The organism is Amycolatopsis stemonae, assembly GCF_054781455.1.
On record NZ_BAAGUJ010000001.1, the window covers coordinates 777,393 to 793,307 of the forward strand.

Annotated in this window: 19 protein-coding genes; 12 read left to right on the top strand and 7 right to left on the bottom strand. The window is 70.9% G+C overall.

Translation table 11 applies throughout. From position 1 onward, the window contains the following. Window positions 1-9 precede the first annotated feature (9 nt). The 11 genes from ACYVLJ_RS03875 (at window position 10) to ACYVLJ_RS03925 (ending at window position 8,510) form a co-directional block, all read left to right on the top strand. Entirely contained in the window at window positions 10-1,623 is a 1,614-nt protein-coding gene (locus ACYVLJ_RS03875; protein WP_460437766.1) for an AAA family ATPase, read from the top strand. Next, window positions 1,620-1,835 (top strand): DUF2997 domain-containing protein, encoded by a 216-nt coding sequence (locus tag ACYVLJ_RS03880; RefSeq protein ID WP_460437767.1) that lies wholly within the window; start codon window positions 1,620-1,622, stop codon window positions 1,833-1,835. The genes ACYVLJ_RS03875 and ACYVLJ_RS03880 overlap by 4 nt, the downstream gene beginning before the upstream one ends. Beyond that, a complete protein-coding gene (locus tag ACYVLJ_RS03885; protein WP_460437768.1) occupies window positions 1,823-2,398 on the top strand; it encodes a 4Fe-4S single cluster domain-containing protein in 576 nt (191 codons plus the stop codon). Before ACYVLJ_RS03880 ends, ACYVLJ_RS03885 begins: the two co-directional genes overlap by 13 nt. Continuing rightward, window positions 2,395-2,832 (top strand): hypothetical protein, encoded by a 438-nt coding sequence (locus tag ACYVLJ_RS03890; protein WP_451968873.1) that lies wholly within the window; start codon window positions 2,395-2,397, stop codon window positions 2,830-2,832. The genes ACYVLJ_RS03885 and ACYVLJ_RS03890 overlap by 4 nt, the downstream gene beginning before the upstream one ends. Then, window positions 2,829-4,019 (top strand): hypothetical protein, encoded by a 1,191-nt coding sequence (locus ACYVLJ_RS03895; protein WP_460437769.1) that lies wholly within the window; start codon window positions 2,829-2,831, stop codon window positions 4,017-4,019. Before ACYVLJ_RS03890 ends, ACYVLJ_RS03895 begins: the two co-directional genes overlap by 4 nt. A gap of 33 nt (window positions 4,020-4,052) precedes the next feature. Continuing rightward, window positions 4,053-4,742, top strand: coding sequence for an ESX secretion-associated protein EspG (locus ACYVLJ_RS03900; RefSeq protein ID WP_460437770.1), 690 nt, complete (start codon window positions 4,053-4,055; stop codon window positions 4,740-4,742). A gap of 72 nt (window positions 4,743-4,814) precedes the next feature. Continuing rightward, window positions 4,815-5,312 carry a hypothetical protein gene (locus ACYVLJ_RS03905; protein WP_460437771.1) on the top strand — a complete coding sequence of 166 codons (498 nt, stop codon included), beginning with the start codon at window positions 4,815-4,817 and terminating at the stop codon, window positions 5,310-5,312. Next, window positions 5,309-5,860: a DUF3558 domain-containing protein gene (locus ACYVLJ_RS03910; RefSeq protein WP_460437772.1), complete on the top strand. Its 552-nt coding sequence runs from the start codon at window positions 5,309-5,311 to the stop codon at window positions 5,858-5,860. The genes ACYVLJ_RS03905 and ACYVLJ_RS03910 overlap by 4 nt, the downstream gene beginning before the upstream one ends. A gap of 14 nt (window positions 5,861-5,874) precedes the next feature. Beyond that, window positions 5,875-7,335 (top strand): hypothetical protein, encoded by a 1,461-nt coding sequence (locus tag ACYVLJ_RS03915; RefSeq protein ID WP_460437773.1) that lies wholly within the window; start codon window positions 5,875-5,877, stop codon window positions 7,333-7,335. A 51-nt stretch (window positions 7,336-7,386) separates the two neighbouring features. Beyond that, the gene (locus ACYVLJ_RS03920) at window positions 7,387-8,136 is read left to right on the top strand and encodes a PhzF family phenazine biosynthesis protein (protein WP_460437774.1); all 750 of its coding nucleotides are present in this window, start codon (window positions 7,387-7,389) and stop codon (window positions 8,134-8,136) included. Continuing rightward, window positions 8,136-8,510 carry a YccF domain-containing protein gene (locus ACYVLJ_RS03925; RefSeq protein WP_451968886.1) on the top strand — a complete coding sequence of 125 codons (375 nt, stop codon included), beginning with the start codon at window positions 8,136-8,138 and terminating at the stop codon, window positions 8,508-8,510. The genes ACYVLJ_RS03920 and ACYVLJ_RS03925 overlap by 1 nt, the downstream gene beginning before the upstream one ends. On the opposite strand, the gene ACYVLJ_RS03930 is transcribed toward ACYVLJ_RS03925, so the two are convergent. Then, on the bottom strand, window positions 8,507-9,307 hold the full coding sequence (locus ACYVLJ_RS03930; RefSeq protein ID WP_460437775.1) for a metallophosphoesterase family protein: 801 nt from the start codon (window positions 9,305-9,307) through the stop codon (window positions 8,507-8,509). The two genes, ACYVLJ_RS03925 and ACYVLJ_RS03930, sit on opposite strands and share 4 nt — an antisense overlap. Window positions 9,308-9,344: 37 nt before the next feature. Further along, window positions 9,345-10,139: an HAD-IIA family hydrolase gene (locus tag ACYVLJ_RS03935; RefSeq protein WP_451968889.1), complete on the bottom strand. Its 795-nt coding sequence runs from the start codon at window positions 10,137-10,139 to the stop codon at window positions 9,345-9,347. Window positions 10,140-10,329: 190 nt separating this feature from the next. Here ACYVLJ_RS03935 and ACYVLJ_RS03940 point away from each other — a divergent pair, with 190 nt between their 5' ends. Then, entirely contained in the window at window positions 10,330-12,102 is a 1,773-nt protein-coding gene (locus ACYVLJ_RS03940; protein ID WP_460437776.1) for a multicopper oxidase domain-containing protein, read from the top strand. Between the two features lies 1 nt (window position 12,103). On the opposite strand, the gene ACYVLJ_RS03945 is transcribed toward ACYVLJ_RS03940, so the two are convergent. The 5 genes from ACYVLJ_RS03945 to ACYVLJ_RS03965 all read right to left on the bottom strand — a co-directional run bounded on the left by ACYVLJ_RS03945 (window position 12,104) and on the right by ACYVLJ_RS03965 (window position 15,780). Further along, window positions 12,104-13,171, bottom strand: a complete 1,068-nt coding sequence (locus tag ACYVLJ_RS03945) for a sulfate/molybdate ABC transporter ATP-binding protein (protein ID WP_460437777.1) — start codon at window positions 13,169-13,171, stop codon at window positions 12,104-12,106. Continuing rightward, a complete protein-coding gene (locus ACYVLJ_RS03950; protein WP_451969862.1) occupies window positions 13,168-13,932 on the bottom strand; it encodes an ABC transporter permease in 765 nt (254 codons plus the stop codon). Before ACYVLJ_RS03950 ends, ACYVLJ_RS03945 begins: the two co-directional genes overlap by 4 nt. Window positions 13,933-13,993: 61 nt before the next feature. Next, the gene (gene modA, locus ACYVLJ_RS03955) at window positions 13,994-14,803 is read right to left on the bottom strand and encodes a molybdate ABC transporter substrate-binding protein (RefSeq protein ID WP_460437778.1); all 810 of its coding nucleotides are present in this window, start codon (window positions 14,801-14,803) and stop codon (window positions 13,994-13,996) included. Between the two features lie 59 nt (window positions 14,804-14,862). Further along, the gene (locus ACYVLJ_RS03960) at window positions 14,863-15,267 is read right to left on the bottom strand and encodes a TOBE domain-containing protein (RefSeq protein WP_451968895.1); all 405 of its coding nucleotides are present in this window, start codon (window positions 15,265-15,267) and stop codon (window positions 14,863-14,865) included. Between the two features lie 33 nt (window positions 15,268-15,300). Continuing rightward, complete coding sequence (locus ACYVLJ_RS03965) at window positions 15,301-15,780, bottom strand: MarR family winged helix-turn-helix transcriptional regulator (protein WP_451968896.1); 480 nt, start codon at window positions 15,778-15,780, stop codon at window positions 15,301-15,303. Window positions 15,781-15,915 lie beyond the last annotated feature (135 nt).

Genomic DNA, 15,915 nt, shown 5'->3' on the forward strand with positions numbered 1-15,915 from the left:
GGGCGATCGATGGCCGGGTTCCGCGACGAGCTGACACAGCTGCTGCAGGCGCGTTACCCGCTGCTGGTCGTCGAGACGCACGAAGAGCAGCGGGTCCTGCGGGAGATCCGCGCGGTCGCGGAGGACCAGCAGCGGCTGCGGACCCCGCGCCGCGTGTACGTCTGGTCGTCCACCACCGGGCTGGCGCCGGCGGGCGGCCCGCCGATCAACGAGACCCGTGCCGCGTCCGCCGCGCTCGAGCGGGTCTACGGCTGGGGCGAGCCCGCCGTGTTCGTCTTCGCGGACCTGCACCCGTCGCTGGTCTCCGAGGGCGGGCACCGGCCCGACCCCGAGGTCGTCCGCCGGCTGCGGGAGCTCGCCGCCGCGTTCAAGACGCGCCCGGTGCCGCTGAGCCTGATCCTCGTGTCGCCGTCGCTGCCCGTGCCGCCGGAGCTGGAGCACGACGCGACCGTCGTCGACTTCCCGCTGCCCGACGAGCGCCAGATCGGCGAGCTGCTCGACGGCATGGTGGCCGCCCACCGGCAGCACGTCCGGATCAGCATCGACCACGAGGACCGCGACCGGATCATCGCCGCGGCGCGCGGGCTCACGTTGCCGGAAGCCGAAAACGCGTTCGCCAGGGCGCTCGTGGAAGGCGGCGGGCTCGACCCCAGCGACCTCGAGCTGATCCTCGCCGAGAAGCGCCAGGCCGTGCGCCGGTCCGGGATGCTCGACATCGTGCCCGCGGAGACGAGCTTCGACGCCGTCGGCGGCCTCGACCGGCTCAAGCGCTGGCTCACCAAGCGCACCGGCACCTGGACGCCCGCGGCGTCGGCGTACAACCTCGCGGCGCCGAAGGGCCTGCTGCTCACCGGCGTCCCCGGCTGCGGCAAGAGCCTGTCCGCCGTGTGCGTGGCGAACATGTGGCGGCTGCCGCTGCTGCGGCTGGACCTCGGCCGCGTCTTCGCCGGGCTCGTCGGGTCCAGCGAGAAGAACATCCGCACGGTCATCCGCACCGCGGAAGGCATCGCGCCCTGCGTGCTCTGGGTCGACGAGATCGAGAAGGGCCTCGCCGGCGCGGGCGGCGGAGGCGACGGCGGCACCGCGCGGCGCGTGTTCGGCACCTTCCTGTCCTGGATGCAGGAGAAGTCGGCGCCGGTGTTCGTGATGGCCACCGCGAACCAGGTCGGCTCACTGCCGCCGGAGTTCCTGCGCAAGGGCCGGTTCGACGAGATCTTCTTCGTCGACCTGCCCTCGGCGCCCGAGCGCGCCGCGATCTGGCGGATCCACTTGCGCCGGCGCGTCACGGACGCGTTCGTGGCGAGCGAACTGCGGCTGGACGACGCGCTGTTCGCCGAGCTCGCCGACGTCAGCGCGGGCTACAGCGGCGCCGAGATCGAGCAGGCCGTGCTGGCCGGGCTCGTCGACGCGTTCGCCGAGAAGCGGCCGCTGCGCCGCGACGACCTGGTGCGCGCGGTGAAGTCGACCGTGCCCCTGTCGGTCACCCAGGCCGACGAGATCCTGGCCATCCGGAACTGGGCGGAGACCCGGGCCGTCGCGGCGACGGACACATCGGTTCCGGTTCCGGAGCCCGCCGCGGCACCGCCCCCGCCGGCCCCGAACGGGAGGACGATCGACGTATGACGCACCGCGTGACCGTCACCATCGGCAAGGACGGCTCGATCAGCGCCGAGACGCACGGCGTGACCGGGTCGAAGTGCCTCGACTACATCCCGCTGCTGGAGGACCTGCTCGGCGCGGAAACCGTGACGTCGGAGTTCACCGAGGACTACCGGCGCACGTCGTCCGGCGTGGAGAACACGGCGTCGCAGCAGCAGTCGCAATGGAACTCCTGAACCTCCACCGGATCGTCGACGTCACCGCCGCCGAGGGCCCCGGCCTGCGGTGCGCGGTGTGGACGCAGGGCTGCTCGGTGCGCTGCCCGGGCTGCTTCAACCCGCAGACGTGGACGACCCGCGGGGGCTCGCTCATGCCTTGGCAGGACCTGGTTTCGCGGGTGCTCGCGATCTCGGGGATCGAGGGCGTCACGCTGCTCGGCGGGGAGCCGTTCGACCAGGCCGGGCCGTTGGGGCTCTTCGCTTCCGCTGTCCGTGCAGCGGGACTTTCGGTGATGACGTTCACCGGGCACGTCCGGGAGGACCTGCCGCCGTCGAAGCTCCTGGACGCCACGGACCTGCTGGTCGACGGGCCGTACCTGGCCGACCGGCCGGAACCGTCCCGGCCCTGGGTCGGCTCGGTCAACCAGCGGTTCCACTTCCTGACCGATCGCTACGACGAAGCGATCTTCCGCACCCCGAACCGCCTGGAGCTGCGGATCGCGCCGGACGGCGAGATCGAGCTGAACGGGTTCGCCACCACCGAAGTACTCGAAGCGCTGCTCGAAGGGGACCACCGATGAGCGTCACGCTCAAGCTGCGCAGCGAGGCGCTCGCGCAGCTCAACGCGGCCACGATCGCCGCGCACACGCAGGCCGGCGTCGTCACCGTCCGGACCCGGATGCGCCACCGCGACCTGCTGGCCCGCGCGCTCACCGGGCTGCGGGCGCAGGTCACCGACGACGGCACCTCGGTCGTCGCCGCGTGGGAGGGCCGGCGGATCACGTTCGGCTACGGCCCCGACGGCGTCCAGGTGGCCCACGTCGACGGCCCCGGCCTCGCCGAGCCGGAAGCCCAGCGGCTGGTGCTCTCGGTCGACGAGGCGTACGCCGCCCAGGTGCAGCAGGCGGTGCTCGCCCGGCTGAAGCAGCGCGCGGCGTCGAACGGGATGGTCGTCGAGTCCGAGCGGGTCAACGCCGACCAGTCGATCAGCGTCACCCTGGCCGCCACGTCGTGACCGAGGTCAGGGTCGGGCTGATCGAGTTCGGCAAGGCGCTCAACGACTCGGTTTCCCTGCCCGGCCTCGGGGAACTGCCCGGCGGGCAGGTGAGCGCCGGGCGCGCGGTGCGAGGCGCGCGAGCGCGGCTGAAGCGCGGCGACCGGATCCTGGCGGACAACCTGCGCCTCGGGATCATGGTGCGGAAGAAGTTCTTCTCCAGCGACGTCGAGCCGGTGACCGACGCCGGGTTCCTCAAGGACGTCTTCGTCGCGGTCGGGCGGCACGACCTCGGCAACGGCGACGCGCTGGAGCTGTACACCGACGAGCAGGCCTGGCCCGACCTCAGCCGTCAGGAGGGCCGTTCGCAGGTCGTCGCGCCCGGGTACGACCCGCTGACCGGGTTCCACGTGCAGGTGGTCGTCCGGGAGGGCGTCCTGCGGTTCGGTGCGCTCACCGCGTTGTCGCGGGGCGGCCGGCCGATGCGGGTGCTCGGGTTGTTCGGGCCCGGCCCGGTGGAGGAACTGCCGGCCGGACGGCAGGGCACGGTGCTGCTGGGCTTCCAGTGCGACGCGCCGCCGATGGCGGGTGACGCGCTGACCGCGTTCTTCGAGCCGGCGCACGACCACCTGGAGCGGCGCGAGGGCGTCGCCGTCGTGCACGGGCTGACCGACCTGGGCAACGGCTCGGTGGTGGCGGCGGTGGAGGTCCCGGAGGGGCGCGGTTCGCTGTTCACCGTGGGCACGCGGGCGCGGGTGCTGCGGCCGCTGGGCACGACGTTCAACGAGCGGAGCACGGTCGTGGCGTCCGGCCTGCGGATCCTGTCGCTGGCCACGAACGGGGTGGCGGGCCGGACGAACGGCGGCGCGCGGGCGTTCACCCTCGGGCTGGGGTTCCGCGACCTGCGGCAGAACGACACCATCGAGGCTTATGTGCCGGTGGACGCGCCCGCGCCGGCTCCGCCGCCCGTTTCGGTTCCTCTTGTGGATGTCAACGCGGCTTCGGGGCCGGAGCTGGCGCAGCTGCTTTCGCCGGAGCAGGTGGCCAAGGCCCTCGAGGTGCGGCAGCGGCAGGGCGGGTTCCCGGACGTGGAGGCGTTCGGCGTCGCGATCGGCCTGCAGCCGCACGAAATCGTCCGCCTGCGCAAGCGCGCGACGGCCGGCCGGGTGCCGCTGCGCGAGACCGGGGTGCGGCAGCTCGACATCTGAGCCGGCGGTGGCGGGTCCGCTACGCTTCGAGACGTGCCGGAGGAATTTTCACTGGGCGTGGCTGAGGTCGACACGGCGGTCCGGCGTACCGGTCTCCCGGCGAACTGGCACCCGTTCGAGATCCGCAGCCCGGGCCGCACGATCGCGGAGCACGAGCAGATCGCGGCGGCGTCCTGGGAGTCGATGCGCGCGCGAGGCCTGGCGGGCCCGGACAAACTGGACATCGAGGTGGAGCAGACGCTCCGCGCGTGGACCCAGCCGGACGTGCTGATCATCGTCCGCGCGGCGGAGGAGGGCCGCCAGGTCTTCTACCGAGCGGCGATCGGCCACGGCCTGGGCGTGTTTTCGGAGCAGTCGGGCGAGGAGATCCTGTTCGCCCAGACCCGGCCCGACCGCCTGGTCGACCTGGTGGTGGGCATGCTCCCGGCGTACCGCCCGGTACCCCTGGCGGAGCTGACGTTCGTCGCACCCCCGTCCCGCCAGGACGCGTCGGCGGCGGCGGAGTTCTCGTCGTGGCCGCTGCACCGCTACGGCACGTTCGAGCTGTCGGTCCGCCGAGATTCCCTCCACCCGGCGGGAACGGTGACGTTCATCGACAACGACGGCGGCCGGTTCCTGATGTTCAGCGAGCCCCTACCAGGCGGCGAGACCCGCGTGCGGTTCACCCCTTCGGATGGTTCTCACCTGCGAACCTGGCTCCACGAGCGTGGCCGGAACCACTGACGCACCGCCATCGTCACTAGTACAGTGCGAGGGACCACGCAGGGTGGTCCCGGACGACTTGGGAGGGGCGTCATGGACGGTTCGCACTTCGGCGCACCAGGCTCGTTCACACCCCCACCAGCAGCCGGGGACGCGGGGTCGAACTTCCTGTCGGGAGTGGTCGCGGGTCCGGTCGACTCCGAGGCCGCGAGGAAGGTCAGCGAGGGCGGCAACCACCTGAAGGACCTCGCCCAGAGCGGCCAGTTCGCGGTCAACGAAGAAGGCTTCCAGGCGTACATGAAGGCCTGCGACTTCTTCCTTGACGGCTACGACACCATGATTCGCGAGGTTCAGTGGCTGGCGACCAAGGCGGAAATGGGCGGCAGTGCCTACGCCAAGGCCATCGCCGACTTCAACGTGAAGGTCGCCAACGGCGACGAAGCATCATTGATCCCCAACCTCGTCAAGATGCGCGACGGTGTCCAGCAAGCCCGCGAAGCCATGGTTATCGCGCGAAAGAACTACCGCGAAACCGAAGACGCGCACAGCAAGACCTTCGCCGAATTGAACAAGGGACTTCAAGAGCAGTGAACGCACGACGCGTACTGGTCCCGTTCGCCGCGCTGGCCATCATCTTCGGCTCAGCCGCGTGCACGAGCGAGGTCGGAGGACAAGCGAGCTCCAGTTCGACCACGGAGCCCGCTGCACCGAGTACCAGCAGTACGGCCAGTGGTCCCTTCGCGGGTCTGAACCCGTGCACCATGATCGACCAGGTCCTCGCAGGAGAAGGGTTCCCTCCGGCTGCGCCCACGTTGGCCCGCTCGAAGGAGAGCTGCGGCTCCAACAAGCTCACGTCGGGGAACACGCCCGGCATGGACGTATCGGTGTCTTTGCAGGCAGGCCAGAACTACAAGGACACAGTGGGTAAAGGCCAGGCGGCCGAAGGCGACGTCAACGGGCGCCCGGCGATCGAGGAACGCGAACCGCAGAACTCCTCCGGCCAGTGCGGCGTGTGGATGGAGGTCAAGCCCAACTCCCGGGCCCTGGTTCTGGTCAGTTCCGGCTCGGATACCCCGACTGCTTGCAAGAAGGTCGAAGACGTCGCCGCGAAGATCGAACGTTTGCTGCCGAAGAACTGAGACGGAGTCCAGCCATGAGTCAGCCGCACCGGGCGCAGCATCGGCAGTCCGAGGGTGACTACTACGCGACGACGGCCCAGAAGCTCCAAGGCCACGGTCCGGACGGTCAGCACCTGACCGAGAAAGCCGCGTCGGACTACTCGGTTGCGCAGGGGAAGGTTCTGCAAGAGGGCCAGAACCTGCGGGGTGACTCACCGGCTCCCGGCGAGAACTATGCGAACAGCCCGCACGAGGTGCTGTACGACATGGTCCACAAGGACCTCGACATCGAGGGCATCAACGACCGCAGCCGGGTGGCCAACGTCTACGGCAACTGGCTGGCCGACGCCTCCAACCAGTTCCGCGACGCGGCCACCGCCGCCGGCGGCTCCTGGCAGGGCCCCGCAGCCGACCAGGCGAACACCTTCTTCCAAAGCACCGCGGGTCACACCGAGCAGACCGGCAACGCGATGCAGCTGGTCTCCAACCACTACTCCCAGCAGTCGGCCGCGGCTTACTACGCCAAGACCAACATGCCCGAGCCCACCGGCTTCAACCAGCAGGCCGAGATGGACAAGGCTCGGCAGCAGTACAACTCCGGTGATCTCGTCGGCATGAACACCACCATGACCGGCATCCAGGCCAAGCAGCAGCAGGCCGACGCCGCGCACCAGCAGGCCGTTCAGGTCCTCCACGGCCTCGACGGCACCTACCACGAGACCGCCAGCTCCCAGCCCACCTACTCGCCGCCGCCGCAGCTGGGGCAGGGGGACTCCACCTCCGTCTCCGGCTTTCACGGCACCAGCGGCACCGGCTTCACCGGCACCCCGACCATCGGCGGCGGCGGTGGTGGAGGAGGCGGCGGCGGTGGCGGCACCAACCTCGTCGGGCCAGGTGGGACCGCGGCCGTGCCGCCGGGGTCGACGCCGCCCGGTGCGCCCTCCTACGTTCAGCCCGGGACCACCAGCGGGGTCGGCGGGACCACCTTCGGCGGCGGCAACACCGGCTTCCGCGGCGCGCCCGCGCCGAGTGCCTTCCCGCGGGTGGGGCCCGACGGGCTCGCCATGCCCGGAACGGCACCCGGTGCCGGTGGCTCCGGCGGCGACATCACGCGCGGCAAGTCCGGCATCGGACGGGCCGGGAGCGGGTTCGCCGGGTCGCGCGTCTCCGGGGGCGGCTACACCGGCGGCCCGAAGGAGGCCGCGGGCGAGAGCGCCAAGACCGGCGGCAAGGTGCCCGGCGAACGGCTCGAGCGTGGTGCCACCGCCGCCGCGGCCGCCAAGGGCAAGGGCGGCGGGGCCGCGGGCGCTGCCGGGGCCGGCGGCAAGAAGAAGGAAGACGACAAGGAGCACAAGAACAAGTACGCCGTCGAGGAAGACGTCTTCGACCTCAAGCCCGAACGCGGTCCGGACGGCGAGAAGCTCGTCAAGCCCGTCATCGGCGAGACGGCCGAAGCCCCGCGGCAGGACCGGCAGGACCTCGGGGAGAACCCGTAAATCTCCCTGAGAAATGATCACCACGCCCAGGTCGCGGGCTAGATTGGGGTCATGCGCTTCTTCGTCGTCGACGCCTTCACCGACCGGGCTTTCTCGGGCAACCCCGCCGGGGTCGTCCTGCTGGACGAGCCGGCCGACCCCGGGTGGATGCAGGCCGTCGCCGCCGAGATGAAGCACGCCGAGACCGCCTTCGTCGTGACCACCCAGGAGGGCGCGAAGTCGCTTCGGTGGTTCACCCCCGAGGTCGAGGTCGCGCTGTGCGGCCATGCGACCGTCGCCGTCACCCACGTCCTCGGCGGCGAACAGACCTACACCACCAAGAGCGGCGAGCTGCGCGCCAAGGCCGACGGCGGCTGGGTGGAGCTGGACTTCCCCTCCGACCCGCCGACGCCGACCGAGGACGATCTGTCCGAGATCCTCCCCGGCGTCGAGCTCGAGTACGTCGGACGCGGCGTCGAGAACCTCTTCGCCGTCGTCCCGGACGCGAAGACCGTCGAAAACCTCGAGCCCGACCTCGCGAAGCTCAGGACCACCTGGACCGGGCGGCTGCTGGTCACCGCGAAGGGCGACGACTACGTCAGCCGCTTCTTCGCGCCGGGCGTCGGCATCGGCGAAGACCCCGTCACGGGCTCGGCGCACTGCATCCTGTCGCCGTACTGGTCCGGGCAACTGGGGAAGACCGAACTCACCGGCCACCAGATCTCCGCGCGCGGCGGGGTCGTCCGGACGCGCCAGGACGGCGACCGCGTCCACCTCGCCGGCCAGGCCGTCACCGTCGTGAGCGGGGAGCTGCACGTCTGATGCGCACGCTGCTGAACATCATCTGGCTCGTCCTGTGCGGCTTCTGGATGGCCGTGGGCTACCTGGTCGCGGGCGTGATCTGCTGCGTCCTGATCGTGACGATCCCGTTCGGGCTGGCGTCGTTCCGGATCGCGAACTACGCGCTGTGGCCGTTCGGCCGGACGGTCGTCGACCGGCGCGACGCCGGTGTGGGGTCCTTCCTCGGCAACGTCATCTGGTTCCTCTTCGCCGGCCTGTGGCTGGCGATCGGGCACGTCCTGACGGGCGTCGCGCTGTGCGTCACGATCGTCGGCATCCCGCTGGGCGTGGCGAACTTCAAGATGATCCCGGTGTCCCTGATGCCGCTGGGCAAGGAGATCGTCGACGCCCCCTAGGACTCCGGCTCGTACGGCAGCTCCACGACCAGGCAGGGCCCGCCGACGAACAACCCGCCGTCGACACCCAGTGCCTTTCCGCCCGCGTAGAGGAACGGGCCCTCGATCTGCGTGGGGTGGATGCCGAGCTGGTCCGCGATGACGCTGTGGCCGTGCACGATCCGGGACCCGCCGAGCGCGTCCATCAGCTTCTGCGCGTTCTCCTCGCCGTCCGGGCCGCGGAACGCGTAGCGGGTCGTCATGCGGCGCCAGACGTCCCACCACGACTCCAGGTCCGAACCCGCCAGGATCTCGGCCGCGGTTTCGTTGATCTCCTCGACCGTCAACCCCCAGTCGAGGTACTCCAGGGTGTCCGAGTGCAGCAGCAGGTGGTCCGCCGCCAGCGCGGCCAGGGGCCGCGCCGCCAGCCACTCGATGTGCTCGGGCGTCAGCCGGTCCTGGTCCGACAGGAGCCCGCCGTTGATCTCCCAGCTGCGGGCGAAGCTGCGGGGCCCGAAGTCGGACGGCACCGGCTCGTCGCCGAAGTGGTACATCCCCAGCGCCAGGATCTCGTGGTTGCCCAGCAGCGTCTGGACCTGGCCGCCGGCCTCGGCCGCCTGCGCCTCCAGCCGCATCACCAGGTCGATCGCGCCGACGCCGTCCGGCCCGCGGTCGACGAAGTCCCCCAGGAACCAGAGCTGGTCCTCACCACCGGACCAGTTGTCCTCGTCGTCCACCAACCCCTCGGCGCGCAGTGCCTCGACCAGCTCGTCGCGGTGGCCGTGCACGTCGCCGACAACGTACGTGGAGTTGTTCATCCGGTGACGATAAGCCCTGCTCGCACCCGGCCGACCGTCAGCCTTCGCCGAACGGGTCCTGGGTCCGCCCGATCAGGTCGGCGACCGAGTCGATCACCCGGGTGGGCCGGTACGGATAGCGGTCGGCCGACTCCCGGGTGGAGATGCCGGTGAGCACCAGGATGGTCTGCAACCCGGCTTCGATGCCCGAGTGCACGTCGGTGTCCATCCGGTCGCCGATCATCAGCGTCGACTCCGAGTGCGCGCCCAGCCGGCGCAGCGCCGAGCGCATCATCAGCGGGTTCGGCTTGCCGACGTAGTACGGCGAGCGCCCGGTGGCCTTCTCGATCAGCGCCGCGACGGACCCGGTGGCCGGCATCGAGCCCTCCAGGCTGGGGCCGGTCGCGTCGGGGTTCGTCGCGATGAACTTCGCGCCGCCCTCGATGAGCCGGATCGCGCGGGTGATCGCGCTGAAGCTGTACGTCCGGGTCTCGCCGAGCACGACGTAGTCCGGGTCGCGCTCGGTCAGCACGTAGCCGACCTCGTGCAGCGCCGTCGTCAGGCCCGCTTCGCCGATGACGTACGCCGAGCCGTTCGGCCGTTGCGACGAGAGGAACTTCGCGGTCGCCAGCGCCGACGTCCAGATCGACTCCTCCGGGATGTCGAGCCCGGTGCGCTCGAGCCGGGCCCGCAGGTCGCGCGGGGTGTAGATCGAGTTGTTGGTCAGCACCAGGAAGTCGGTGCCGTTCGCCTTCAGCTCGGCGAGGAACTCGTCGGCCCCCGGGACGAGGTGCTCCTCCTTCACCAGGACGCCGTCCATGTCGGAGAGGTACGTCCACCGGCCTTCGCTCATGCGCGAAACCTATCACGCGCGTGAGCCCCCTGCGGGGCACGCCGAAAAGGGCTACAGTGGGAATTGCCGGTATCGCGAGGGGAGTCGCGTGCCGGCCACCGAGGGGGTTCGGGGGAATATCTTTCGACGTCGCCTGCGTAATCGCCGCGGCGCAATTCGTCCTGCCCCCGGAAACGAAGGGGGAAACCGCATGACCGACATCATCGAGCGTCCGGCGGCCGCCGGGCCGATCACGGGCCCGAACTGGGGACTCACCAAGTTCCTCGACCCACTGCCGGTTCCGCCGCTGTTCCGCGCCCGCGGCCGGGAAACGATCACCATTCCGATGGTGGCGAAGAAGCAGCGACTGCACTCACAATTGCCCGAAAGTGCATTGTGGACGTACGCCGGACATTTCCCGGGGCCGACGATCGAGGTGCGCAGCGGCGACCGGCTGCGGATTTCGTGGTCGAACGAAATCGACGGCGACTTCCCGTTGGTCGCCGTTCAGGGCCCGGTCACCGACGGGCCCACGAGCCGTCCCGGCCGCGAGCTCGACCGGCCCGGCTACTCGATCCTCGACGGCGTCGCCGAGCTGCCCGCGTGGACCGTCGTGCACCTCCACGGCGCCCGCACCAACGCGGGCAACGACGGCTGGGCGCACAACGCGGGCCTGAAGGGCACGTCGCAGCTGACCGAGTACCAGAACCGCCAGCAGGCGATGCCGCTCTGGTACCACGACCACGCCATGGCGATCACGCGCTTCAACGTCCACACCGGTCTCGCCGGGATGTACCTGATCCGCGACGACGAAGAGGACGCCCTCGGCCTGCCGCACGGCGACCGCGAGGTCCCGCTGATCCTCACCGACCGCAACCTCGACACCGACCCGGTGACCGGCGCGCTCACCGGCCAGCTGCTCTACAAGTTCCCGTACGTGCCCAACGGCCCGATGATCCCGTTCTCGGGGCCGTTCAACCTGGTCAACGGCGTGATCTGGCCACACCTCGACGTCGACGCGCGCTGGTACCGCTTCCGGGTGCTGAACGCGGCGAACTCGCGGTTCTACACGCTGAACCTGGTCGACGAGAACAACACCCCGGTCAACGACGCCGTCCGGCTGATCGGCACCGACGGCGGCCTGCTGCCCGCGCCCGCCGTGCTACCGGGCGCCGGCCTGACCGTCGCGCCGGCCGAGCGGTTCGACGTGCTGATCGACTTCAGCCGCTTCAAGGGGCAGAAGCTCAAGCTGCGCAACGGCGACCCGCGGCTCGGCGGGATCGAGCCCGACCTGATGGAGTTCCGGGTGGACGGCCGCGCGAAGCACGACTCCTTCGAGCTGCCGGAGAAGCTGTCGACGTCGTACGTCCGGCTGGTGCACGGCTCGACCCTGCCGGAGGACCACGACCACGTCTGGGTCGCGCTGCTGCTCGGCAAGGACGGCCACCCCGAGATGTGGGACCTCGAGCAGGTCGAGGCGGACCCGGGCGGCGCGGGGATCATCCAGCTCCAGGACCCGGCGGGCGGGCTGAAGACGTTCCGGATGAACGGGCGGCTCTTCGACGACACCACGGGGATCTTCATCGACCACGACCGGTACGCGGTGTGGAACCTCCTGCACGTCGCCAACGGCGGCCCGGCGCACCCGGTCCACATCCACCTGACGGAGTTCCAGGCGCTGTTCCGGCGGGGCTTCACCACGACGTTCGACCAGGCGTCGGAGCGGACGACGGCGCCGATCAGCGGGTTCACCGACGTCCCGCTGGAGAGGTACGAGGAGGGCTGGAAGGACACGATCATCGTGAACCCCGGCCAGTGGGTGAGCGTCGCCGGGCAGTTCGGCGGGGGCACCGGCGAATTCATGTTCCACTGCCACATCCTCGACCACGAAGACGAGGGCATGATGCGGCCGTTCGTCGTGCACCCGCCGGAGGTGGCGAAGTTCCACGTCCACCCGGGCGGCGGCCACCACCACGACGGCTGATTCAGGAGGCCGCGGCCGGGTGCACGGTCACGGTCGCGGCCTTCACCGACAGCGTCACCGCCGAGCCGGGCTCCAGCGCGAGCTCGGCCACGGCGGCCGGGGTCAGGTCGGCGGTCAGGCCGTGGGCCCAGCCGTCGGCCTCGGCCCGGACGCGGATCACCGGCCCGTGCGGTTCCAGCGCCGCGACGACGGCGTCGGCGGTGTTGCGCGGGCTGCCGCGGTGCTCGCCGTCGTGCGGGTAGACGGCGACGGCGTTCGGCGCGAACACCGCCACCGCGGGCTCGCCCACCACGACGTCCTCGGCCGGGAGGCCGCTCACCACCTCGCCCGACGCCGTCCGCAGGCCGTCGGCGACCGCTGTCCCGGCGACGAGGTTGAGCCCGGCGATCCGCGCGGTGAACGCCGTTCTCGGCGCGGAAAGCACTTCACGGGTCGGGCCGCGTTCGACGATCCGGCCGCCGTTCATCACCGCGACGTGGTCGGCGAGCGCCAGCGCGTCGAGCGGGTCGTGCGTGACGAGCACGGTCGTCGGCCCGGTCTTGAGCACCCGCCGCAGCAGGCCGCGGATCGCGGGCGCGGCGTCGACGTCCAGGGCGGCGAACGGCTCGTCGAGCAGCAGCAGGTCCGGCTCCGCGGCGAGCGCGCGGGCGATCGCGACGCGCTGGGCCTGGCCGCCGGACAGCTGCCCCGGCCGGCGGTCGGCGAGCGCGACGGCGTCCACTTCGGCCAGCCAGTAGAAGGCCCGCTCACGCGCGGCGCGACGGCCCGCGCCGGTCGAGCGCGGCGAGAACGCGACGTTGTCCACCGCGGACAGGTGCGGGAAGAGGAGCGCGTCCTGCGACAGCAGGCCGATCCCCCGCCGGTGCGGGGCCGTGCCGGCCAGCGCGCGGCCGGCCACGGTGATCTCCGCCGACGTCGGCGTGATGAGCCCCGAGAGGCAGCCCAGGACCGTCGACTTGCCGGAGCCGTTCGGGCCGAGCAGGGCCAGCACGGTCCCGGTCGGCACGTCCAGGTCGACGTCCAGCGTGAACGAGCCGCGGACGGCCTCGATGCGCGCGGTCAGGCTCACCGCAGGCCGCCTTCCCACGAGCGCGGCCGCGCGACGGCGATGACCAGGACCGCCACGACGATGAGCAGCAGCGAGAGCGCGACGGCGCTGTCGATGTCCACTTCGGCCTGCGTGTAGACCTCGAGCGGCAGGGTGCGCGTGACGTCTTCGAGGCTGCCGGCGAACGTGATCGTCGCGCCGAACTCGCCGAGCGCGCGGGCGAAGCTGAGGACGACGCCGGAGCCGAGCGCGGGCAGCAGCAGCGGGAGCGTGACCCGCCGGAAGACGGTCCACGGGCGCGCGCCGAGCGTCGCGGCGACCTGCTCGTAGCGGTCACCGGAACCGCGCAGCGCGCCTTCGAGGCTGACCACCAGGAACGGCATGGCGACGAACGTCTGCGCGATCACCACCGCCGTCGTCGTGAACGGCACCGATTCGCCGGTCAGCGTGGTGATCAGCATGCCGAGGAAGCCCTTGCGGCCGAGCAGGTAGAGCAGCGCGAGGCCGCCGACGACCGGCGGCAGCACCAGCGGCAGCAGCACGATCGAGCGCAGCAGCCGGACCCCGCGGAACCGGGCGCGCGCCAGCACGACGGCCAGCGGCACGCCGAGCAGCACGCAGGCCAGAGTGGACAGCGCGGCCGTGATCAGCGACAACCGCAGCGCGTGCCACGACGACGGCGTGACGATCAGCGACGGCAGCCGCGTCAGGTCCGAGCGGACCAGCAGGCCGACGACCGGCAGCACGACGAGCGCCAGCGCCAGCGTCGCGGGGATGCCCAGGACCCACGGGACGCGCGAACGGCCGGCCGGGACGGATCCCGGCCGGCCGTTCGCGAGCCGCTTACTGCGCAGGGCCGAACCCGACCTTCGTCAGCTCGTTCTTCCCCTCGGTGCCGAGGACGAAGTCGTCGAACTCCTTGGCCAGCGCGGTCTGCCCGCCCTTGACCACGGCGATCGGGTAGTCGTTGATCGCGCCGCTCGCCTCGGGGAAGTCGACCTTGTCGACCTTGCCCGCGGCCGAGGTGGCGTCGGTGACGTAGACCAGGCCCGCGTCGGCGTCGCCGGAGGAGACCTTGTTCAGCACCTGCTTGACGTCCTGCTCCTCGCTCTTCGGCTTGAGCGTGACGCCGGTGGCGGTCTCCACCTTCTTGGTGGCCGACCCGCACGGCACCTGCGGCGCGCAGGTGACCATGGTCAGTCCGGGCTTGTTCAAATCGGCGAAGGTCTTGATGCCCTTCGGGTTGCCCGGGGCGACCGCGATGGCGAGCTTGTTGGTCGCGAAGACCGTCGGCTGGCCGTCGATCACGCCACCCTGGACCGCTTTGTCCATGTTGGCCTGGTCGGCCGAAGCGAAGACGTCGGCCTTCGCGCCGTTGGTCAGCTGCTGCACCAGGCCGGACGAGCCCGCGAAGCTGAACTTCACGGTGACGCCGGGGTGCTGGGCCTCGAACTCCTTGCCGAGCGCGGTGAACGACTCGGTGAGGGACGCGGCGGCGAACACGGTGAGCGTGCCGGTGCCGGCGTCGCCGCTGCCCTTGGGCGCGGGCGCGGTGACCGACGACCCGCCGGTCTGCGTGCTGGGCTGGTCCGAGCTGCTGCACGCGCCCGCGAACAGGGCGACGGCCGCCACGGCGAGAGCAAGCTGTGACAAGCGGGGCTTCGCCCCGGGCCGGGGGCTTCGCCACCCGGACCCCCGAAAAGCGAGGTTCTTCATTTACTTCCTTCCGGTGTTTCCACCACGACAGTGGTCGCTTTGACCACCGCGACCGCGAGCACCCCCGGGCGCAGGCCCAGCTCGCGGACGGCTTCCGTACTCATCAGGGACACCACCCGGTGTGCCCCGCACTGCAGTTCCACCTGGGCCATCACCTTGTCGGCGACGACCTCCGTGACCAGCCCGACGAACCTGTTGCGGGCGGAGCGGCCGACGGCGGAGGGGTCCTCGGGGCCGGTGGCCTGGGCCCGGGCGAAGCCCGCGAGCTGGGCGCCGTCGACGACCTTGCGCCCGGCGGCGTCGTCGGTCGCGGTCAGCTGCCCCGCGCGCACCCACCTCCGGACGGTGTCGTCGCTGACGCCGAGCAGGCGCGCGGCCTCGGACAACCGAAATTGCGGCATGGCGCAGACATTATCTCCGCAGTTGAGGAAAAGCTACGCGGGGCGGGAATTGTGCATGATCTCGGCACGCAGCTGTTCGAGCATGACATTCTGATAACGCTCGATGGCTTTTCGCTCGGCCGGGGAGAACTGCGCCAGCGTGTCGCGGAGGGCGTCGAAGGCCGACTGGAAGAGCGGCGCGAAGCGCTCGGCGGCCCCGGGCACGACCTCCACGAGGACCTTGCGGCGGTCCTCCGGGTCGCGGACCCGGCGGACCAGCCCGACCTTCTCCAGGCGGTCGATGACGCCGGTCACAGCGCCGGTCGAGAGGCCCGTCAGCTCGGCGATCCGCCCCGCGGTCAACGGTCCGCCCGATTGGATGACCAGGTCGAACGTCTTGTGGTCGGTGCCGGACAAGCCCATCTGCTCGGCGATCCTCGCGTGCCGGAGGACGGTGAGCGTGCTGCCCGCGCGGCCCAATTCCGCGAAGCGGAACAGCTCCTCTTCCGTGACCGCGTAGGTCTTTTCCGTCACAGGCCCTCGTTAGTTCGGCAACTGAACCACTCACTCCGCAAAGTATCCTACTCGGCACGGTGGGATCCCGCCTTCGCGAGATACCCTGTGCGTAATGACGGCAGTGGATCTCGGGTTTCCTCGCGTCCCCGGTAC